Raw genomic sequence first — 20653 nt, 5'->3', positions numbered from 1 at the left:
ATAATGATTGTACATGGTTAATCTTGCTCTGGATATATTAAGTTTTCTTACTTGTTTTATTACTTTCTCCCCGCACACATTAGATTTATAATCATATGGGATATTTATTCATTGTTTGAGCGATACGCAGTATATTAATCACCCTCTTATTAAGCCAGCTACAGTCGAGCAGAGATTATATCAGCTATCTCTTGCAGGGGAAGCCATAAATAAATCCACTCTCATCGTCCTTCCGACGGGGCTCGGGAAAACCATCATCGCCCTGCTTGTAATAGTCTCTCGGCTTTCCAGAGGAAAAGTCCTTATTCTCTCCCCAACAAAACCTCTCGTGGAACAGCATGCCGCCTTTTTTAAAAATACCCTCAATATACCTCTGGAAGAAGTAGTCCTGTTCACCGGCAACACACCGCCGGAGAAACGATCCTCCATGTGGGAAAATGCCAGGGTAGTGGTTTCAACCCCTCAGGTCATTGAGAATGATATCCTGGGAAAGAAAATAAACCTTGAAAATGTCTCATGCATAATTTTTGACGAAGCGCACAGGGCAACAGGCGATTACTCGTATGTTTACATTGCGGAGAAATATGCGCAGCAGAATAAGGAACCACTGGTTCTGGGAATAACCGCAAGTCCGGGCAGCGACCCTGCAAGGATACAGGAAGTCTGTGCAAACCTTCATATCACTTCGGTCGAGATGCGAACGGATTCTGACCCTGATGTCAGACCATATGTCTTCGATAAGGATATCGAATGGAAATATGTCCCGGTTCCGGTTGAGATCAAAGGACTGAAACAATTGATGGATAAAGTCCTCTCTGACAGACTCAATAAATTACATGAGCTTAAATTCATATCTCCCTACCAGAAAAGATTATCGAAAAGGGAAATGCTGGAACTCCAGGCAAAGATGCAGTCCCAGCTTCGTTCTTTCCCTGACCAGAAAATATATCAGGGGATCTCGCTCCTTGCCGAGATCTTCAAGGTCAGCCATGCAATAGAAATCGCGGAAACGCAGGGAGTCTCTGCGCTCTCCAAATATTTTGAGAGGCTTGAGAATGAAGCGCTATCAAGAAGCGGGAGCAAAGCTGCCAAGCGTCTGATGGAAGACCTGAGCATGCGCCAGGCAGTGCACCACCTCTCGGGATGCAATGGCAATAATCCGAAGCTGAATCTTGTCAGGGAATTAGTTGAAAAGCAAATCCTTGAGAACCCGCAATCAAGGGTAATTGTTTTCACCAATTACAGAGATACCGCCGAACTTGTTTCAGAATCCCTTAAAGAAGTGCCTGGAATAAAACCCGTGAGGTTTGTGGGACAGGCAAGCAAATACAAGGATACCGGCCTGACGCAGAAACAGCAGGTCGATATCATTCAAAAATTCAAGGACGGGGAATACAATACCCTTGTCGCTACCTCCGTGGCAGAGGAAGGGCTGGATATCCCGGCAACCGATCTTGTTGTTTTTTTCGAACCCGTTCCTTCCGAGATCAGAAGCATTCAGCGAAAAGGAAGAACTGGACGAAAACATGCCGGACGTGTCGTAATACTGATGGCTAAAGGTTCAAAGGATGAAGCGTATCACTGGACAAGCAGCAGGAAAGAGAAAAATATGATGAGGGCTATGAAGGACCTCGATTACGACTTTGAACTCCAATCAAGAAAAAAAGAAGACTCCAGTTCGAATGAGTTGAAAGATGATATTGGTGGGCAAAAAAATCTTCTGGATTTCCCGGGGAGCATACAACCAGAGAACTCCCCAATAAGAATTTTCGTTGACCAGAGGGAGATCCGTTCCCGCGTGGCACGAACGCTTGAAAAACTTGGCGCTGAGATCGTTTTGAAGACGCTCGAAGTTGGAGACTATGTGATAAGTGAGCGCGTCGGTATCGAGAGAAAAACAGCCGAAGATTTCCTGAGTACTCTGATGGATGGAAGGGACCTTTTTGGGCAGATATCCGACCTTGCGCGCACATTTGAAAGGCCTGTACTCGTAATTGAAGGCGAAGGGCTCTATACTGCAAGGCAGATACATCCCAACTCAATACGCGGGGTGCTTGCCTCGATCGCCATTGATTTCGGGGTGCCTATCATCTTCAGCAGGGACGAGGAGGATACTGCAGCGCTGATACATATAATGGCAAAGAGGGAGCAGAGCGATACAAAGAAAGAAATAAGCCTGCACGGGAAGAAGACATCGCTTACGCTTAAGGAGCAACAGGAATACGTTATCTCTTCGCTCCCTGAGATCGGGCCTGCGGTGGCAAGGAACTTGCTGCTTCATTTCGGAAGTGTGCAAAAAATCATGGCTGCATCGCGCGAGGAATTGATGGAGGTCGGGCTTGTGGGGCCAAAGACAGCGGACAGGATAAAGGAAGTTGTGAGCGGGGAGTACAAGGGATGATATTTTTCTGCATGAGGGTTCAGATATTTACCGGTGCTTCAACGGCTAGGAATGCTATACTTATCAGCTCCTCAGCATGAATTGATAAAATGAAACCTGAAAAGATAGAAATCGCTATTATAGCTATATTGTCACACAGGCCAAACATCATGCGAAAAACGCTATGTATTCACCAAAATGTATTGAAACGATTTCTTGAATAGAGACGTTTCAATTAGTGTTGGTTGTTATCATCAAGGAATATCAAAGTCAATGAGATAATTATCTATGAGCAAACATGGTACATGTTGTATTTGTGGAAAACAAAGTAAACTATCATTTGAACATACGCCTCCGCAGAAGGCATTCAATTTTTTTCGGTCACAAGAGTTTCAAGCGCTTCCTTTGCTCACAGAAGGAAAATATTTTAAAAAAGGTAAGCTAAAGCAAAAAGGTGTAGGAAATTATAGTCTGTGTTCAAGCTGTAATAACATTACAGGTCATCTATATGGCGAAGAATACAAAAAATGGACTATGATTTTGTCGAATAATATGAAGCGGGGTAATTTATCAGATAATCGGATGTTTGGAAAACCAAAACCTATTGAAATAATACTACAGGATGTACATCCTCTTCGTTTCTTTAAGCAAGTAATTGCGATATTTTGCTCAAGAAATGGAAATAATTTTCAACTGGCTCATCCTGATTTGAAAGATTATCTTTTACAAAAAGATTCACAGAATTTTCCATTTGATTTTTCAGTGTATATGTATCTTACTACTGAACTCATTTTATTCAATTCTGGAATTGTCGGCCTATGGGAAAATGGAGGATTTTATTTACTTTCTGAATTTATTCACTATCCCTTTGGTTTCTGTTTATTTATAGGAAATGTTCTAAAATTACCAATAACAGATATAACTTATTTTAATCAATATACATACAATGAAAAAACTGATATTCATATTGAGATTCCTATTATTAATCGAAAAATTCCTCACCCAGCGGATTATAGAACAGAGTATGAAGTATCATATGATGCAATTATAAATCAATTAAAATTTAAATTTCCATCTATAAAGAAGTAGCTCTATTATTTGAAATTGCGTATAATTTTTTTTAATATTCATTTCTTAAAGATAGTCTCAATTCACCACACGATTTGAAACGGTCTCATTTTTTCCTTTTCCTTCTTCGCATAAAGGGTCTCAGTTGGATTTTATTATGCAAAGCATCCTATTACCTATCTGCAGAAATAGACCGTTTCTATAGGGCGCACTGCAATAAAAAGCAGGTACATTCTTCTTTTTTCCTTTTCCTTCGTTATCGAAACCAAAAGTTTATTAATATGAAATTTAAGTAATACATATGTCGAGGAAGAGATTATGGCTTTGTTCGATTTATTAAACCAAATTAACTGGGCAATATCCCTCTTAGGTGCGGTTTTGCTATCTGTAATTGGAAACCTGGTTACACCCATCGTCAAAAATTGGATTGCTGCATGGTCAAGAAGTAGTGCAACAGCAAGAATAGAAGAACTTGAGTCAGAGCTTCAAGAAATATCTAAATATTCGAATTCCCAAGAGTTATCATATTTGGTTTCGACTTCAATTTTGCAGGTTTTGGTATTTTTCTCTCTTGCTGGCGCATTAACAACTTTGGGATATAGTTATATCGGTATGTTAAATTCGTATTCTGTAATAATTCTTAACTTTGTAATCGGTATAATGAGTACATTACTTTATTTGTTAGGTTTTATTAGAAGCATTAGAGCCTTAAGTACAATCAACAAAGTCCGTTATTTAGACGAATATAAAGCCAATATAGAAAAATCAATTGCAAGCCTGAGGGAAAAAAGGCCATCGTCAGAGTCCTGATTATATTACTGAAAATTGCATATAATTTTTTGTAATATGCATCTCCCGCTTCTGAAGAGCAACAAATCTGCGTTTATCTGCGGTTTGTTGTATATTTGAAAGGTCCCTAACTACATCGAAAACTATTACTCCTTCAGCCGTCATATAATCTTATTGGGGAGCGAAACTGTTTTAGAAATATGTTCATTGTACAAGAGTGGTGGATAATATTGCATAAAAATCCGATTGGCAGGAGGTGCATAATATATGAACCAAAATGAAAGCCGGGAAGTGCCGCCGGGACTTGCGCCAAGAGTTGCTGTATCCATAGTAGTTTTATTCGGCGGGTTGATCTTTGCAATAATTTATGTTGCATTCTTCGCTTCTTCATTCAGCCTTTTTCAAAAGATAGCCGTTATCCTGGTCGTGCTTCTGGCAGTGATAGCCATACTGGGTTTGATGTGGGCATCGTGGGGCATAAAGCAGGGCATGAAAGAAAAATGTCGTGAATAATTACTTTAATGAGGGTAAAGATTTTATCTTATCAGGCTGTTAGTTAGACGCCCGACGGGATAGTAGGGTAGCCTGGTCCATCCTTGAGCGTTTGGGACGCTTAGACCGCGGTTCAAATCCGCGCTATCCCATAATATTTTTAGTACCTCCTGTTCTATGAAGCCGTGATTTTATTGGAAGAAAACAATTTAACGTTTGAAAGTCAATTATTGAACATGACCGAAATATCATCTTCTAAAAATGAAGTCTCGCTGGCAATGGTATATAAAGAAATAGTAAGGGTAAGAAAAAAACTTGAGACTTTCGAAGACATAATCATACCGAAGGAAGAAGTTTCTAAATCAGAACTTGAGGAGATTGAACAATTGAAAAAAGAATCTTTTAAAGGAGAAAATGTTCAATGGGATAAGTTGAAAAAGGAGCTGTCTTTGTGACAGCATATTGCTGCGGGAGCTGATTGATGAAGGCAGGAAAATGAAATCGATCGAGCTTTATGAACGCGGTAAAGTCAGTCTTGGTCCTGGAGCGAAAATCGCGGGGCTTTCAATATCTGAATATATAGACTTATTAAAAGAGTATAAAATTCAAATCAACCTCGATATCGACGATGCGAAAAAAGCGCTTGAGTATGCGAGAATCACGCTTTAACTTTGCGTTCCACAGTCGCCGCTATTATCGACTCTCCATCGTAGACGGGAACACTGCCAGGGTAATCTTGTGGAAGTGAGCATAGATTGGCAAGATCCATCATATCCCCGATCTGTTCCATAATACTGATGTAACTTTGCAGCTTTTTTATCTCATACCTCTTCACAATATACCCGATCTCCTGAGCGGTCTGTTCAATAATTTTATTGCCAAGCCCCTCGCAGCGCATGACCTCGATCCCCCGTTCATTCATAAAAAACGGATAGCACCTGCATATCATGGGGCGCCATTCGTATATCGTGCATGCGTTTTTCCTGTAGAAGATGCAGTCTCCCGCATCATTGCGCCTCAGTATCCAGCCGATCGCCAGCATGTTTTCCCCAACAGACAGGCAGGAATAGATATCAGGCTGGGCCACATCATCCCACAGCAATCCGGTTCCTTTCATTATCCTCCTGACGTCATCGGGGAAAATCGAGATGGCATTTGAGGGACGCAGGATATCCTGCGTTATCCTTATCATGAAATTCTCCCTGCAGCACCATCCGCAGCGTGCGCAGGAGAAGCCGGAATCACGGATATCAGGGATATATGTTCGAGAATGTGTATGTATGAGCCGTTCTACCCTGCGCCGAAGTGAGACGGTATCCATGGGTAAACATTTTGAGACCTAAGATATAAAGTCTTTTGAGAATCTAAAGATGATTCTGAAATATGATTTCATCTGCGAAGCAAAAGGTCAAAGAAGGAAAGCTTGTAAAAGTGGAAGTGGAATACGATGAATATATCAAAAGGCTCAGGATCACTGGCGATTTTTTCATGCATCCAGAGGATATGCTTGAAAAAATAGAGACAAGCATGGTCGGCATGAAAAAAAATAGCCGCGTCGGGGTCATTGTTTCTAAAATCCAGGAGATCGCTGAGGCTAATGATGTACAGATGATAGGTGTCAGTCCTGAATCACTTGCCCTTGTCATCAGAGAGGCGCTGCAATGAAGTGGAGGGTCGTGGAGCTGGAAACATATGATGCCTACCAGAATATGGCGCTGGATGAGGCGGTAAGTGAAGGCATAAGGAGCGGCTCATCCCCTCCAACCATAAGATTTTACACATGGGAACCGAGCGCCGTCTCTATCGGCTATTTCCAGAGCATCAGGGATGAGGTGAACCTCGATGTGTGCAGGGAACTGGGTGTTGACTGCATCCGGCGGTGGACAGGAGGCGGGGCGGTATATCACGACCATTATGGGGAGATTACATACAGCGTGATAGTGCCGGCGACTGTGTTCCCGAAGAACATTATCGAGTCTTATAGAATTATCTGCGGCTGGCTCGTTAAAGGCCTTGAGCGGGTGGGTATCGCGGCAGAATTCAACCCAATAAACGATATCCTTGCAGGGGGCAAAAAAATTTCAGGGAGCGCTCAGACAAGGCGGGGCGGGATATTGCTTCAGCACGGTACTCTGCTTTATGACCTTGACCTTGCGACCATGTTCAGCGTGCTGAACGTGAGCAAACAGAAGATTACCGATAAGATGATACAGAACGCGGAGGAGCGGGTCACTTGCATCGTAAATCATTGCGATGCCGGGAAAAGGGAGGTCTATGAGGCGCTTGTTGAGGCTTTTACGCAGGGGAAGGATTGGGAGTTCGGCGGGTGGAGCAAAATTGAGATAGATAGAGCTAAAGAGCTTGCCAGTGAAAAATACAGGGGCGATGAGTGGATGTATTTGAGATAATGGTCAGACTATGCAGTTTAATTCATATCTTCTCGAACATATCCTTGGTCGCTCCACATACGGGGCAGACCCAATCATCTGACAGGTCTTCAAAAGCAGTTCCCGGGTTGGCTCTCGGCGGGTCTCCTATTTCGGGATCGTATATGTATCCGCAGACCGTGCATCGGTATTTTTGCATTAACTCACCACGCGATTAACTATTCTTTAATAACAAAAAGGTTCCTGTAATGCCAGGAAGCCAGGGTGAGTCATTCTTTGAAGAATTTCAGGCTCCGGCCAAAAACAACAATCCAAAGAATATAAATAAAGCCCCTGCGCCCAGTTTTATTTTTGATAATGGTGCTATTTCGCACAGCTTTTTCCCAAGAATAATTCCCAGCAGGCTTACGGATGCGAGGGCAAGGACAGCTCCGATGAAAACCAGATACGGTGAATCGTATTTTGCCGAGAGTGTAATGGCGGAAAGCTGCGTCTTATCCCCCATCTCGGCAAGGGTAATCATGCTGAACGTTGAGAAAAAAGGATTTCTAACCGGAAAGGTCTTGGCTTCATCACATTTATCTCTGGATAAAAAGATCCATATCCCAAAAGCCACGAACAGGAGACCTGCTGCCATCCTTATCATTTCAGGATTCACGATTTGATATAATGCTTTTCCAAAGATTACCCCAAGCCCTGTCACAAATATGAAAGCAAGCATAACTGCGGAGAAAACTTTTACTCTGTCGTATCCTGCAGATAATGCGATCACCGTGAGCTGGGTTTTATCGCCGAACTCCGCGAGCGCGATGAGACCGAAGGTTGTCAGAAGAGGGGTTATGTCCATAAAATTTGTTTCTTTTCTTTATGCAGGGGCCATTCTCAGGGAGCTCCCAAGTATCTTTGCACGCATGGGCTTTCTTGTAATTCTTGTCACCACCGCATTTTCATAATGAGAAGCCAGCGCCCATGCATTTTCCAGCGAGTCTTCTGCTCCGAGGAATTTACCGTCTGCAATGACCACGCACTTGCCGGAGAACCGCTTTTCCAACTGCTTTTTCATTTTTTTGTAGGTTATGTCGTTTTCCGCCTGCTTTTCAGATGCTTCTTCTGAACGCGATACCCATGCGCTGATGGCTTCCTCGAAGGCTTTGCTCAGGCTTACGCTTCTTTTCGCAGCGGCGCTTTTGAAAAGCCTGTACAGCTTTTCATTGACGTTTCGCAGGTGGACGTTTATTGGCATGTAGGTAAAGATGGTTGATTAGTTGATATAACTTATATTTGTTCCTCTTTATCGATAGATACGTTATATCTGATAAAATACACAGATAGCAAATTATGAATAGTAACGTAGAATTGCAATCAGTATTCCATGAAGCATTCAATAGGCTTAAAAAGTCCTATGAGGTGAGGTATCGTTTTAGCCAGATTGATGAAATTTCGCCAAATGAAAGGGCTTTAAGGAATGCTATCTCAAAACTGCCATGTGCTGTAAAATGTATAGAACTAAAAATCGACCCAAGCATTTACAAGAATGTAAAAGATGAAGCTTGCTACTTGATAAAATATGATTTTACTAAATTTGGAGATAACCCCGTGGAATTCATGGGACAATTTGATGTAGAAAATAGAGTATCATTGGTTCAAGTTCTACAAGAAAAATTTGGATTGAATAAGAATGAGTCGGAGCGCGTTTCAGACCTACCTAAGGAATTTAATATGGTTGGAATTTCATTTGATGATTTCTCTCGTTCTTATATACAACTTACACCGTTTGATATTTTGAAAAGACCAGATGAGTTTGCTAACAGCTTAAGTGTTATTTTCCTAATTCTAGAAGACACTTTAATAAAACTATTTAAAAATGAAAATGAGATTGATTTTAAAACTCTCTACGGTCTCAAAAGAGATAACATCCTGCCGTTTTTAGAAGTTGTAGCTAAAGATAAGATTTTCGAACATTTTGTTAAGTACAAAGACGGTAAACCTTCCAAGCTGACTCTCGAAGACCTTCAGTCACATGTCGCTGACATCCAATTGATTCCAACAGTTCCAGAATCTGTTAGGAGAGTTTTCAGCTGCGCTAAATATCTGTATATATTCGGCTACTTTAGGTACTGCTTTTTCACAGTCTCAAACCATTATGTATACTTGGCTTTAGAATCGGCTATTAAGAATAAATACAATGAGTGGCTTGGTGGCAGAGCTATTTTGACTAATAAGAAGGAAGAATCAATTGAAATTGACCCTCCAACATACAGAAAAATTCAAGAATTTGGTTTCAAGAAGAAAAAGAACTGGAGTTGCGAACAGATAAGAGTCAATGGAGATAAATTTCCTTGTTCAATGAACGAACTTCTCGACTGGCTTGTAAATAAAGAAATTATTACAAAACTGGATAAAAATATGTTTGAATTTGGAATTAGTTATCGAGATAGCTTATCACATCTCGAAGTTGCACCAATATTACACCCAAGTGCCCGTGCTTTAGAAGTAGTTGCCCAAGATATAAACAAGCTTTATCACAAACAATCAAAACCTTCTGCATGATATTCATAAGTTCCATTCATTATTATGCATTATAGGTAATTCCGGAGGCAGAAAATTATTTCCTTCTCTCAAACTGCAGCAGATACAAATCAGGTCTCGGCATCTTCCCCTCACCTCGTGCAAAATCTGGATAGCACCTTGTACAGAGCGTGCGCCAGTTGAGCGAAGCCACAATCGAACTTCCCGGCACGATGCGCGCGAATGTCGCCGTTGGTTTAACTTCAAGGTTTGCCGCCATTTCCCGCAGATATGGCAAAAGCTGCGGCTCGAACACCTCAAGGTCGTCCACCTCAAGCCCTCTTGTGTTCGCGGTTATCCCGGCACACCCACAGGGCAGCGCAAACATATCAAGCTCTATCAAAAGTATGGGCCTGCCGATCAATTTCCTCAATTTCTCTTCAAACATAGCTCTGTTTTTCAAAAGTTCCGATGTACTCATGCTTTCACCGCGAATGTTTCCCAGGGTGTAAGGGTTTCAAGCTCTGTCCCACCTTTATCATATACCTGTGTGACCTTCTTTGTAAGAACTTTGCAATAGCCGCATTTATTGCATACTTTTTTGCAGGTTTTCCACTGCTTCTCTAAGACCCCATCAAGGCTTTTATTGGGTATGTAGAACAGGTCTTTTAAATCCTTGGGACAGTCCAGCAAATCCATCAGGTTCCCATCATAACTTTCGCTATGATATGCATTCACGCAGTTCAGGATCCACTCCACAAAATGGGTTCTCCCTCCTATCTTGTAAACGTCAGTAATATCCCTGTAAAGCTTGATATCTTCCGGTCTGATCCAGGGGGATTTGATTATCAGTTCAGGGTTTGTGATCCTCAATTCCAGGCATTTATAGTAATAGTAATCATCCAGCACATTTGGCCGCGGCTCTGGACCGAAAGCATGCGAAAAGAAATTAAAGTGGGCATATCTGAAGGGACAGCGGTAAAGGCATCCCTCATTCACAAGAAGTTTTAATTCGCAATCCACAGAATCCCGGATGGCGTGGAGCACATCGAAATGCCTGTTAACATTTGAATCTATGACTATCGATTTTGCTCCAAGGTCCTCATAAAATTCAGCTTTCTGCGGTGAATCAACGAAAGCAAGTACCGAGACCACCACATCAACATCGAAATCCCTTGAAATCGTCTCCACGAGATAAGGATCAGCAACAACTATTGAGTCAATCCCGATATCCACCAATTTCTCAACATACCAGTGATTTATCCTGAAACCTTCAGGCGTGAGCTGGCGTCCGCCCATGCAGCTTGAGTTCAATACCAGTTCCATTTTGACCCCGTGTTTGTGTGCGTATTCGGTCTGAGCCCTGATATCCTCGAGCTGGGGCGAGGCAAGGTTGCTTCGTCCCGTTCCTATGTAATCAGAAGATCCCGCCATGAATATGGAATATATCTTGTCTTTTTCTTTCAATAGCTCTTTTAGGCTGCTGATGTGCCCGGGCGAGGGAACAAATAGCTTCATGATTTCCCTGTTATTTGCAATCCTGATAAATGTTTTGCAGGAAAGCGAACAATATAACTAAGATGAACTAAGAAAAATTAAGCCAAAAAATCCTTTATGAAAAAGATAGAAAAGGTTTCCGGTTTTGACCGGAATAACCTATCTTTTGCCCATTTTGAAAGACAGTTCCTCAACCGGTCCTCGTGAAATACCAGAGCAGGATCAATATTATTATCAGGATAACTACGATCCAGATATAATTGGTGCCCTTCTCTTCCTTCTTTGTCTCCGCTTTCGGTGGTTCCACTTTAACAACCGGCTTCGGCCTTGGAGGCTCCACCTTTGGCCTTACTATCTCGGGTTCCGGCGGCGCCTCCACCACAACTTCCTTCACTTTTCCCGATACGAACGGGCTCTCAACGCCTGTCAGCACTGCCATTACCCTGACCGCACCTGTCAGCGTGTTGTCCACTTTCGCGCCCCAGATGATCCTCTTGGTATTGGGCACTTTGTCCATTATCAGTTCGCCCGCGACTGCGACCTCTTCCAATGTCAGGTCTTCGCCGCCCACGATGTGCACTAGCACGCCATAGCTTTCGGATATATCCTGGACATCAAGCAACGGTGTGCTGATAGCCTGCGCAACTGCTTTCTCAACCCTGTTCTGCCCGTCTGCTTCGCCTATCCCTATAGATGATACCCCGCCACGTTCCATTACTGCACGAAGATCTGCATAGTCAAGGTTAACAAGGCTTGGCTGTGTGATTGTGTCCGTAAGATTCTTTACAAAAGCTCCCACAAGTGCGTTCGCAACATTGAGTGCCTCTTTTAATGGGAGGTTTCCTGCTACTTCTCTTAATTTCGAGTTATCTATTATAACTACCGAATCGCAGGATTTGGCCAGAAGTTCAATGGCTTCTCTTGCTTTCTCTCTTCTTGCCATCTCAATAGTGAATGGAATTGTCACGCATCCTATTGTCAGAGCCCCCAGTTCGCGTGTGATTTCAGCAGCTACCGGCATGGCGCCTGTACCTGTACCACCGCCCAATCCTGCTACAAGGAATACAAGATTTGCACCTTCTAGCTCAGCTTTTAATTCATTAACATTTTCTCTCGTCGCCTGGGCTCCCATTTCGGGAAAGCCCCCGCATCCATGTCCTTTGCACAGTTTTTCTCCAAGAAGAACCAATTTGTCTGCTTTCTGGACATAAAGATGGTTAACATCCGTATTGGCTGCAATAATCCTGCCGCCAGTTATTCCTTTTTCTGCGATCCATGTCGTAATATTACAACCAGCACCACCAAGCCCGACTACAGCAACAGATGGTTTTGCTGTTTTTGCAAATGCTTTTAAATCTGTGACCATTTTAAGCCTCCTTCGCGAAATTACGGCTTATGTATTTTAATAGTTGTTTTGCTATATAGTTTTTTTCAAGTCTTCATGACTACATTCCAAATTTTTTCATCATTTTTTGTAAATTAAATTTGTTGCCCATCATGCCTCTTAAGGCTTTTTGCATTGTTTTATGATATTTCAGAAGTTCTCGTACCTCCTCGTATTTCGTACCCGAACCGCGGGCTATCCGTATGATCCGGGAACTGTTAATATGTTTTGGTTCCTCAAGTTCCTTATCGGTCATTGAGTCCATTATATACTTGTATCTTTTCATTTTTTCTTGAGTCACATTATACATGTCTTCGGTCACATTTACCCCTAGCTTGCCCATTGGAAGCATTTGCATTACCTGTTTTAAAGGACCCATCTTGTTCACTGCTTCCATTTGTTTATACATATCCATCAGGGTAAATCTCCCCTTGAGCATCTTTTCCACATCCAAGTCCTCACTTTTCAGGGTCTCTTCTGCTCTCTCGATAAGTGATTTGATATCACCCATTCCAAGAAGCCGTGAAATGAACCTGTCCGCTTCGAACTTTTCGAGGTCTTCCGATGTCTCACCTATCCCGATAAAAGCAATTGCGGAATCGGTCTCCGAGACCGCGGACATTGCACCGCCTCCTTTAGCTGTGCCGTCGAGTTTTGTTATGACCACGCCTGTTATTCCGATAGACTTGTTAAATGCTGCCGCCTGGTCGCTTGCAAGCTGCCCCATGGCAGCATCGATAACCAGGAGCTTATGGTCTGGCTTTGCAATATTGTGGATCTCCTCCATTTCTTTTATCAAATCTTTCTCAAGGGCGTGCCTTCCTGCCGTATCTATTATTTTGACATCAAATTTCTCAATAGCCTTCAACCCTCGCTGCGTTATAGCTATAGCATCCTTGACATCCTTTTCTCCGTAAAAAAAGATTCCCATACGGTCGCACAATGTTTTTAGCTGGTCGTATGCTCCCGGTCTGAACGTATCAGCACAGACCACAGCCGTCCTTAATCCTTTCCTCTGAAAATACCTGGCGAGTTTCGCTGTGGTTGTTGTTTTTCCGCTTCCCTGCAGGCCCACCATCATTATAGTCTGCGGGGCAAGCTTTACATTTGATGTTTTGCCGAGGATGTTGATCAATTCCTGATAAACGATACGAATGACATGCTCCCTGGGGTTCATTCCGCTTGGTGGCTCTTCTTTCAGAGATCGCTGCTTTATCTTCTGGGATAATGTCATCACGAGCCTGACATTCACATCGGCCTGGAGCAACGCGCGCTGGATATCCTTGACCGCCTCGTCCACTATCTTCTCATCAATCCTGCCCGCTCCGACAAGTTTTTTCAATGCGCCCTGAAGGGAATCGCCCAGTTTATCCAGTACCATACAGTCTGCTGTCCTTGATATTCGTGCTCTAGTATGGAATAGAAGGATATATATTTATTCCAATGGTAGTTGAAGGGGTATGAGCATAGAGTTTACAGGAATTAATAAGGAAACCGCAGCCGGGGAAATCAAGAGTTTTCTTGATTCTTGTCCTGATGATACAATGTTCAAGATGGTTATAAACTCAAAACGGGGAAATCTAAGGATCAAAGTCAGAAGTGCCAAGAAAAGCCGATTAAAAAAAATTTTCGGGAGATTCCGAAGGAAAAAATCAAATGTGTAAGATGTCAATGGCGATATCCCCGAGGGCGTAAATGATAAGCGCTAGAAGTATAATGATAACGGCCAAATGTATCTGTTTACTTTGATTATAGAAGGCCGTCTCAACTATAGTAATTAATATCAGGAGTGAAACGCCCAGGATGAGACCAATACCAAAACGCAGGGCAATATCATATAATACCTGATACATGCCAAGTAATTGAAATGGTATTATTTAATTCTATTCAATCGCTTGACAAAAACTATTCAAACAAATAAACCAACTATACTGCATGAATAATGAGATAATTATAGGCATTAGCGGTGCCTCGGGAGTACAGTATGGCATAAGACTTCTTGAAGTTCTAAAAGACATGAAAGAATTTGAGACGCATCTGGTCATCTCAGAATCTGCAAAAAAACTCATTCAGATCGAAACTGATTTTTCAATGCAAGAGGTAGAGAAATTGAGCAATAATGTTTACGACGATGATGATTTTACTGCCCCCATAGCGAGCGGCTCTCACAGGTCAAGAGGCATGATAGTGGCGCCGTGCAGCACGAAGACTCTGGCTTCGATAGCGATCGGGATGTCTGATACGCTGATATCAAGGGCAGCCGATGTGTGCCTGAAAGAAAAACATCCTCTTGTACTGATGGTAAGGGAAACACCCCTCAATTTGATCCATATCGAGAACATGGGAAGGGCGGCAAAAGCGGGGGCATCAATCCTTGCAGCTTGTCCGGCATTTTATCCAAAACCTAAGTCTATTGATGATATCATTGATTTCATGGCGGGTCGTGCCCTGGATCTCCTGGCAATCGAGCATAACCTGTACAGACGGTGGCGTGAATGAGTTTCAGGGGATTCATAGAGCAGCTGAGATCGGAAGAGAAAATTACGGAGGTCAGTAAACCCCTCTCCCCGCACTTTGAGGTTTCGGCCTCAGTCGGGAAGGAGCCGACCCTGTTTACCAATGTCAATGGCTCAAAGGTCATAATGAATCTTCTCGGTTCAAGGGAATTGCTTGCGAACGCACTGGGTGTTTCCCCCGAGAATATAATAAGATACCTTTCTTCACGCGATATGGATGGAAAAATAAAGATTGTTCATGATTCGCCTGCAAGAGAGGTTGTAGAAGAACCCGACCTCTCGAAGCTTCCCATACTTACCCATTTTGAAGGTGACGGGGCCCCTTACATCACCTCCGGTGTCATTGTTTCCGAATACGATGGAGTGATGAATGCCTCCATCCACAGGTTAAGGGTTATAGGTAAGGACAAACTCGCCGCGCGCCTTGTTGAATTTCGCCATACCTACAACCTTTACAGGAAAGCATCTGAGAAGGGCGAAGCGCTTCCAGTCGCCATCGTCATAGGCATCGATCCAGTGACTTTGTTCGCGGTCTCAACGCGCGTGCCGGAGGGAAAGGAATTCAATTACGCCTCAGCCCTCTCGGGCAGACCTATCGAGTTATTTAAGTGCGAGAACGGCATCAAAGTGCCTCACGCCGAGATCGTGCTCGAAGGATATATACATCCTACTGAACTTGCGGATGAAGGACCGTTTGTAGATATCAGCGGTACCTTTGATATCATCAGGAAACAGCCCGTCATCTATCTCACAAAAATGATGTGCAGACATGATCCCATTTATCATGCTCTCCTGCCTGCAGGAGGCGAGCATCATATTCTCATGGGGGTTCCTTATGAGCCTTTGATATACTCAGAAATAAAAAAAGTGTCTGATGTCAGGAACGTGGTCCTCACCCCGGGAGGATGCTGCTATTTCCATGCAGCCGTGCAGATCCATAAGAACAATGACGAAGAGGCAAAGAAAGCCATTGATGCCGCGTTCGCGGTTCACAAGAGCTTAAAACACGTTGTTGTGGTGGATGATGACATTGATATTTTCGACCCTAATGATATCGAGTTCGCGATCGCGACCCGCGTTAAGGGCGATGAGGACATATACATTTACCCCGAAGTGAGGGGAAGCACGCTTGATCCACGTTCAGAAAACGGCATCGGGACAAAGGTAGGTATAGATGCCACGATGGATCTGAGCAAGAAGTGGAAGTTCGAGAGGGCGAAGAGGCCGGAGATAAAAAGCATATGAACACTGTCTAAAAAGACCAAACTGAAAAGAAAAGAGAAAGATAAAGTTCATGATGTGAAAAAATGCCAAATGAAAAAGAAAACAAACCAAAAGGAAAATTTTTGTTATATTATTCTCCTTCAAACTGGTCTTCGTTAACACGATTTCGTGTTTTTAATAATGATGAATATTCAATTAGTTATCAGACATTTTCATTACTGCATTCAATCGAATCACGCTTTGAAAAGATAGATCTTTTGTGGAAGCACTTTAACGAGATTGGAAAAATTCAGCTTGAAGAAAAGGAAATCTTAGAAAGGGAAGGATTTGTTAATCCAGTACATTCGAAATTGATGACAGCTATTTTTGAAGCAATTCTGAATGAATTTTATAGTATTAATGATCATATCGCAAAAATCCTCATGAACATCTTCCCAAAGAAAAATTTGCCTGAAACAATGTCTAAATTAATCGCAAGAGTTGAAACTTATGCTCTCCCAGGACCATTAACCAGAATTATAATGAGTTATACCACCTATAAATCTTTGAATGACATAAGAACCGAATCGTGTCATTTTTCATCTGGATTAAGAGTGCCTGGCGATACCATTTGTTACTTTAGTGATAAATCTGGATACACAACAAAATCAAACGGCAATGCCATTCTAATAGATGATGTGGTAAAATTCCACGGTAACCATTTGAAAGAAACTGGTTTATTCGTCGATAGAATTTTTACTTACTTGGAATCAACTTTGACAAATAATAATCAATCTATAAAAATCTGTGGGATATATGGAAGCTTATTATACCAGCGTTTAGAAGTTATATGGATTGGAAAACAGGACAAGAAGGAATATGTAAACCAATTTGGGAAGTAAACACTAACGCAGATGATGTCCTCTGGTGAAAAATTGCAAAGCACATAACAATTATCTTCGCGAAAACAGGATGGATCAGACACAATAGAATGATTTTCCTATGGAAATGGAAATTAAAATGTTAACTTATAAAAATATCTTATCAAAACTCGAAGAAAATAAAGCCAAAATTAAAAAATACGGCGTAAAAAGAATCGGATTATTCGGTTCATACATCAAAAACGAACAAAAACCCACAAGTGATATAGACATCCTTGTAGAATTTGAAATAGGCAAAACAACATTTGACAATTACATGGACTTAAAATTCTTCTTAGAAGACCTGTTCAAATGCAAGGTTGATCTCGTGATGCATGATGCAATCAAACCGGATTTAAAGCCATATATTCTCGGGAGCGTGAAATATGCAGCGCACGTATGAGGCATATCTTAAAGATATTCTTGAGGCGATCCGTAAAATTGAAAAATATACCCAGAATATGTCTTATGAGGACTTCCTTAAAGATGAATTAATACAGGATGGCGTTTTGAAAAATCTGGAAGTAATTGGTGAGGCTGTCAAGAATATTCCTGATGAGATTAAGCATAAAAAACAGGACATCGAATGGAAAAAGATAGCTGGATTAAGAGATATTCTAACGCATGAATATTTTGGAATAAATTTTGAGATCGTATGGGATGTAACAACAAACAAGCTTCCAGATTTGAAAAATAATACTCAGGCACTTCTTTTTGAAATGAAAATCGGCAGATGAAATGTTGAAAATGTTCATAATCAATCTCTTAATGGGAGAACGTACGAAAAAACCAATTATATTCGATCCGAATTACCCAAAATATAGGCTGGAGGTTTAGATGTACCTCACGACTGACGAAGAAAAGCTTCTCGATGGAGAGCACGGCCCCACATACCAGAAGGCCATTGAGATTCTCGCGGCACTCGGCAATATTTACGGCGCGGACAGGCTTATCCCCATTAAAAGCGCACAGATCGCCGGTGTTTCGTACAAGACCATAGGCGACGCAGGTCTTGAGTGGATATCGGATTTGAAGGGAAAAGTCGCCGTGCCTTCGATCCTGAATCCTGCCGGGATGGATCTGGAATGCTGGAAAGAGATGGGTATAAGCGAGGACTTTGCAGAAAAGCAAGAGGAAATTATCAGGGCTTATGAGGCGCTCGGGGTTAGAACCGAATGCTCCTGCACCCCATATCAAATCTTTGATAACCTTGCATCATTTGGCGACCACGTGGCATGGAGTGAATCCTCGGCTATCTCATACGCCAATTCCGTTATCGGGGCGCGCACCAACAGGGAAGGGGGACCGAGTGCGCTTTCTGCAGCGTTGATAGGGAAGACGCCGAATTACGGTTTTCACCTGGACGAGAATAGAAAACCAGATGTTTTGATCAGGGTGAAGGCAAGCCTTCATGATTCGGATTACGGAGCCCTGGGCTATATCATCGGCGAGATGGTCGCAGATAAAGTACCGCTCTTCGAACTCGTATCCCACCCAACAAAAGATGAGCTTAAATCCCTTGGGGCTGCGATGGCAGCCTCCGGTTCCGTGGCAATATACCATGTTAAGGGGGTGACACCAGAGGCCGGCAAGTACGGGTCTCCCGGCGAGAGTATCGTTATCGAGGAAAGACAGATTAAAGAGGTCTATTCATCCGGCAATCCGGATTTGATAGCCTTCGGATGCCCCCACAGCAGTATTGAAGAGCTTGAGCGTCTAGAAAGTCTCTTGAACGGGAAAAAAGTGAAAAAAGAGGTATGGATCTGCACCTCGCGCGCAATGAAGAAAAGGCATCCGGAATTGATAAAGCGCCTTGAGAAAAGCGGTGCAAAGGTTTTTTGCGATACCTGCATGGTCGTCTCTCCCGCAAGTGAAAGGTTCAAATGCATTATGGTAAATTCGGGAAAGGCACTTAAGTATGTGCCTAATCTTTGCGGCGTTAAGAGTATGCTGGCAAGTACCGAAGATTGTATAGCTGCGGCGCTGAAAGATTAAGGCAGCACTACGAAGATTGTGAGATATCATCAGGTATCGAGAAGAATGCTACAGTCTGAGGATTGCCGGACGAATCGAATGGCAACGAAATTTCTCTGAAAAACGGGAAAAGGCTTGCGAGCATGATCACGAACCCGGCCACAATTCCTATTATGGACAGAATAACAGCGTTGATCATGTTGTTAAAAATGGATTTGTCGGCTAACGCATCTGAAATATCTTTAACCGCCACAAGGACGAGGATAAATCCGGCTACACTGAAGATAATACCCGCATACGGAACTATAAACAGTAGAATAAGTATAGAACCTATGCCGCCTAGATTCTTGGCCTGGGACAGAGATTTCATTCCACGTCACTCTATTAAAATAAATTGTTATCAATCTGCTTTAAGGGTTTCGTTCATTCTTAAATTTTGAAAAATTATATTTAAATTACCGTTATGACAGCGAAGTTTTGGATAAATTATTAAGCTTTCAGATTATCCAGAGTGGTATATGAACACCAGGGATTTAAAATTTGAAGACGGTCTGATCACAGCAATTGCCCAGGATTATGAGACAGGCGAGGTTCTCATGGTAGCGTACATGGATGAAGAGGCGCTCAACAAGACCATAGAGACAAAAAGAGCATTCTACTGGAGCAGATCCAGGCGCAAACTCTGGAAGAAAGGAGAGAGTTCTGGTCATGAACAGATCGTGCATGAAATACTGATAGATTGCGATGCAGATGCGGTTCTTCTTAAAGTGGAGCAGATTGGCGGCGCGTGCCATACAGGCTACAGGTCGTGTTTCTACAGGACGATCGAAGGTAAGGTAATTGGTGAAAAATTATTTGATCCTGATGAGGTTTACGGAAAATAATGAGAAAGAAAAACAATATTTATTGTTGAAAGGAGGGATGGGCAGGCATGGGATGGGAGATCAGTATCTTAAAAATATGGAAACGCTGTCCATTATCCAGCTATCCACGGTTTTCGAAATTTTTTAAAATCTTATCCAACGGCCCGGGCAAGAATTTATATACAAATAGATTGTTCTTAGGTCCTGTCAGTTGGCTTATTAAGTAACTAATAGAGCCTGGGATTATCCCGTGTCTGTGTGTGCTTTTTTTAGTTGATTGATTAAATGAACAGAGGAAATAAATTGTTTACAGAAGAAGATAAAAATGCTCCAGTCTCTACAGGTGGAGTCCACGACGTCACAATCGAGGGCATCGCCAGAGAAGGAGATGGTATCGCGCGCATCCAGGGCTTTGTGATTTTTGTGCCCGGCACGAAAGTTGGCGACAAAGTCAAGATCAAAATTGAGCGTGTAATGCGAAAATTCGCAATCGCAGCGCTTGATGAAGCGAATTAAAGGAACTAAGGAGATATATAAATATGGGCGACGATAGAAGAGGCGGCTTCCGAGGCGGAAGAGGCGGCGGTTTCAGGCCAAGCGGTCCAAGAGAGATGCACAAAGCAACTTGCGCAGACTGCGGTCAGGAAACTGAAGTACCTTTCCAGCCATCCG

General features: G+C 42.6%; 29 protein-coding genes and 1 tRNA gene. 20 read left to right on the top strand and 10 right to left on the bottom strand.

Annotated elements, in window-relative coordinates:
• The first annotated feature begins 115 nt into the window (after window positions 1-115).
• From O8C65_15155 to O8C65_15145, 3 genes are all read left to right on the top strand, one after another.
• Window positions 116-2401: a DEAD/DEAH box helicase gene (locus O8C65_15155; protein ID MCZ7358256.1), complete on the top strand. Its 2286-nt coding sequence runs from the start codon at window positions 116-118 to the stop codon at window positions 2399-2401.
• Between the two features lie 267 nt (window positions 2402-2668).
• Window positions 2669-3469 (top strand): hypothetical protein, encoded by an 801-nt coding sequence (locus O8C65_15150; protein MCZ7358255.1) that lies wholly within the window; start codon window positions 2669-2671, stop codon window positions 3467-3469.
• 297 nt (window positions 3470-3766) lie between these two features.
• On the top strand, window positions 3767-4258 hold the full coding sequence (locus tag O8C65_15145) for a hypothetical protein (GenBank protein MCZ7358254.1): 492 nt from the start codon (window positions 3767-3769) through the stop codon (window positions 4256-4258).
• Here O8C65_15145 and O8C65_15140 read toward each other — a convergent pair whose 3' ends face one another.
• The gene (locus tag O8C65_15140; protein MCZ7358253.1) at window positions 4259-4402 is read right to left on the bottom strand and encodes a hypothetical protein; all 144 of its coding nucleotides are present in this window, start codon (window positions 4400-4402) and stop codon (window positions 4259-4261) included.
• 102 nt (window positions 4403-4504) lie between these two features.
• Between O8C65_15140 and O8C65_15135 the strand changes: the two genes are divergently transcribed.
• The 4 genes from O8C65_15135 to O8C65_15120 all read left to right on the top strand — a co-directional run bounded on the left by O8C65_15135 (window position 4505) and on the right by O8C65_15120 (window position 5398).
• A complete protein-coding gene (locus tag O8C65_15135) occupies window positions 4505-4750 on the top strand; it encodes a hypothetical protein (GenBank protein ID MCZ7358252.1) in 246 nt (81 codons plus the stop codon).
• A gap of 56 nt (window positions 4751-4806) precedes the next feature.
• Window positions 4807-4881: transfer RNA gene (locus tag O8C65_15130), tRNA-Pro, on the top strand.
• 84 nt (window positions 4882-4965) lie between these two features.
• On the top strand, window positions 4966-5184 hold the full coding sequence (locus tag O8C65_15125; protein ID MCZ7358251.1) for a hypothetical protein: 219 nt from the start codon (window positions 4966-4968) through the stop codon (window positions 5182-5184).
• A 7-nt stretch (window positions 5185-5191) separates the two neighbouring features.
• Entirely contained in the window at window positions 5192-5398 is a 207-nt protein-coding gene (locus tag O8C65_15120) for a UPF0175 family protein (protein ID MCZ7358250.1), read from the top strand.
• On the opposite strand, the gene O8C65_15115 is transcribed toward O8C65_15120, so the two are convergent.
• Window positions 5388-6050 carry a YkgJ family cysteine cluster protein gene (locus O8C65_15115; protein ID MCZ7358249.1) on the bottom strand — a complete coding sequence of 221 codons (663 nt, stop codon included), beginning with the start codon at window positions 6048-6050 and terminating at the stop codon, window positions 5388-5390. The genes O8C65_15120 and O8C65_15115 overlap by 11 nt on opposite strands.
• Before the next feature lie 62 nt (window positions 6051-6112).
• Here O8C65_15115 and O8C65_15110 point away from each other — a divergent pair, with 62 nt between their 5' ends.
• Together O8C65_15110 and O8C65_15105 are read left to right on the top strand one after the other, a co-directional pair.
• Window positions 6113-6394 carry a hypothetical protein gene (locus O8C65_15110; GenBank protein MCZ7358248.1) on the top strand — a complete coding sequence of 94 codons (282 nt, stop codon included), beginning with the start codon at window positions 6113-6115 and terminating at the stop codon, window positions 6392-6394.
• Window positions 6391-7137: a biotin/lipoate A/B protein ligase family protein gene (locus tag O8C65_15105; GenBank protein MCZ7358247.1), complete on the top strand. Its 747-nt coding sequence runs from the start codon at window positions 6391-6393 to the stop codon at window positions 7135-7137. The genes O8C65_15110 and O8C65_15105 overlap by 4 nt, the downstream gene beginning before the upstream one ends.
• A 22-nt stretch (window positions 7138-7159) precedes the next feature.
• Here the strand turns inward: O8C65_15105 and O8C65_15100 are convergent, their stop codons facing one another.
• The 3 genes from O8C65_15100 to O8C65_15090 form a co-directional block, all read right to left on the bottom strand.
• Window positions 7160-7315, bottom strand: coding sequence for a rubredoxin (locus O8C65_15100; protein MCZ7358246.1), 156 nt, complete (start codon window positions 7313-7315; stop codon window positions 7160-7162).
• Between the two features lie 87 nt (window positions 7316-7402).
• Window positions 7403-7963: a TMEM165/GDT1 family protein gene (locus tag O8C65_15095; GenBank protein ID MCZ7358245.1), complete on the bottom strand. Its 561-nt coding sequence runs from the start codon at window positions 7961-7963 to the stop codon at window positions 7403-7405.
• 18 nt (window positions 7964-7981) lie between these two features.
• Complete coding sequence (locus O8C65_15090; GenBank protein MCZ7358244.1) at window positions 7982-8359, bottom strand: hypothetical protein; 378 nt, start codon at window positions 8357-8359, stop codon at window positions 7982-7984.
• A 95-nt stretch (window positions 8360-8454) separates the two neighbouring features.
• Here O8C65_15090 and O8C65_15085 point away from each other — a divergent pair, with 95 nt between their 5' ends.
• Window positions 8455-9666, top strand: coding sequence for a hypothetical protein (locus tag O8C65_15085; protein ID MCZ7358243.1), 1212 nt, complete (start codon window positions 8455-8457; stop codon window positions 9664-9666).
• Between the two features lie 55 nt (window positions 9667-9721).
• Here O8C65_15085 and O8C65_15080 read toward each other — a convergent pair whose 3' ends face one another.
• The 4 genes from O8C65_15080 to O8C65_15065 form a co-directional block, all read right to left on the bottom strand.
• Window positions 9722-10105, bottom strand: a complete 384-nt coding sequence (locus O8C65_15080) for a DUF5402 family protein (GenBank protein ID MCZ7358242.1) — start codon at window positions 10103-10105, stop codon at window positions 9722-9724.
• The gene (locus O8C65_15075) at window positions 10102-11142 is read right to left on the bottom strand and encodes a U32 family peptidase (GenBank protein MCZ7358241.1); all 1041 of its coding nucleotides are present in this window, start codon (window positions 11140-11142) and stop codon (window positions 10102-10104) included. Before O8C65_15075 ends, O8C65_15080 begins: the two co-directional genes overlap by 4 nt.
• Before the next feature lie 169 nt (window positions 11143-11311).
• Window positions 11312-12487, bottom strand: a complete 1176-nt coding sequence (ftsZ, locus tag O8C65_15070; protein ID MCZ7358240.1) for a cell division protein FtsZ — start codon at window positions 12485-12487, stop codon at window positions 11312-11314.
• Between the two features lie 79 nt (window positions 12488-12566).
• Window positions 12567-13886: a signal recognition particle protein Srp54 gene (locus O8C65_15065; GenBank protein MCZ7358239.1), complete on the bottom strand. Its 1320-nt coding sequence runs from the start codon at window positions 13884-13886 to the stop codon at window positions 12567-12569.
• A gap of 79 nt (window positions 13887-13965) precedes the next feature.
• Between O8C65_15065 and O8C65_15060 the strand changes: the two genes are divergently transcribed.
• The 7 genes from O8C65_15060 (at window position 13966) to O8C65_15030 (ending at window position 19139) form a co-directional block, all read left to right on the top strand.
• On the top strand, window positions 13966-14169 hold the full coding sequence (locus tag O8C65_15060; GenBank protein MCZ7358238.1) for a hypothetical protein: 204 nt from the start codon (window positions 13966-13968) through the stop codon (window positions 14167-14169).
• A gap of 271 nt (window positions 14170-14440) precedes the next feature.
• Complete coding sequence (locus O8C65_15055; GenBank protein MCZ7358237.1) at window positions 14441-15004, top strand: UbiX family flavin prenyltransferase; 564 nt, start codon at window positions 14441-14443, stop codon at window positions 15002-15004.
• Window positions 15001-16266 carry a UbiD family decarboxylase gene (locus O8C65_15050; GenBank protein MCZ7358236.1) on the top strand — a complete coding sequence of 422 codons (1266 nt, stop codon included), beginning with the start codon at window positions 15001-15003 and terminating at the stop codon, window positions 16264-16266. The genes O8C65_15055 and O8C65_15050 overlap by 4 nt, the downstream gene beginning before the upstream one ends.
• Before the next feature lie 62 nt (window positions 16267-16328).
• Window positions 16329-17126, top strand: a complete 798-nt coding sequence (locus O8C65_15045) for a hypothetical protein (protein MCZ7358235.1) — start codon at window positions 16329-16331, stop codon at window positions 17124-17126.
• 100 nt (window positions 17127-17226) lie between these two features.
• Entirely contained in the window at window positions 17227-17547 is a 321-nt protein-coding gene (locus O8C65_15040; protein ID MCZ7358234.1) for a nucleotidyltransferase family protein, read from the top strand.
• Window positions 17531-17881, top strand: a complete 351-nt coding sequence (locus O8C65_15035; protein ID MCZ7358233.1) for a DUF86 domain-containing protein — start codon at window positions 17531-17533, stop codon at window positions 17879-17881. The genes O8C65_15040 and O8C65_15035 overlap by 17 nt, the downstream gene beginning before the upstream one ends.
• Before the next feature lie 100 nt (window positions 17882-17981).
• On the top strand, window positions 17982-19139 hold the full coding sequence (locus O8C65_15030) for an aconitase X catalytic domain-containing protein (GenBank protein ID MCZ7358232.1): 1158 nt from the start codon (window positions 17982-17984) through the stop codon (window positions 19137-19139).
• Between the two features lie 7 nt (window positions 19140-19146).
• Here O8C65_15030 and O8C65_15025 read toward each other — a convergent pair whose 3' ends face one another.
• Window positions 19147-19488, bottom strand: coding sequence for a DUF996 domain-containing protein (locus O8C65_15025; GenBank protein MCZ7358231.1), 342 nt, complete (start codon window positions 19486-19488; stop codon window positions 19147-19149).
• Window positions 19489-19636: 148 nt separating this feature from the next.
• Between O8C65_15025 and hisI the strand changes: the two genes are divergently transcribed.
• The 3 genes from hisI to O8C65_15010 all read left to right on the top strand — a co-directional run.
• Entirely contained in the window at window positions 19637-20002 is a 366-nt protein-coding gene (gene hisI / locus O8C65_15020) for a phosphoribosyl-AMP cyclohydrolase (protein ID MCZ7358230.1), read from the top strand.
• 282 nt (window positions 20003-20284) lie between these two features.
• A complete protein-coding gene (locus O8C65_15015; protein ID MCZ7358229.1) occupies window positions 20285-20497 on the top strand; it encodes a TRAM domain-containing protein in 213 nt (70 codons plus the stop codon).
• Window positions 20498-20520: 23 nt separating this feature from the next.
• Window positions 20521-20653 (top strand): hypothetical protein (locus tag O8C65_15010; protein MCZ7358228.1); only part of this gene is annotated, 133 nt, incomplete at its 3' end.

It is taken from the genome of Candidatus Methanoperedens sp. (assembly GCA_027460535.1).
Classification (GTDB): Archaea; Halobacteriota; Methanosarcinia; order Methanosarcinales; family Methanoperedenaceae; genus Methanoperedens.
This window is presented reverse-complemented; position numbering and strand designations above follow the sequence as displayed.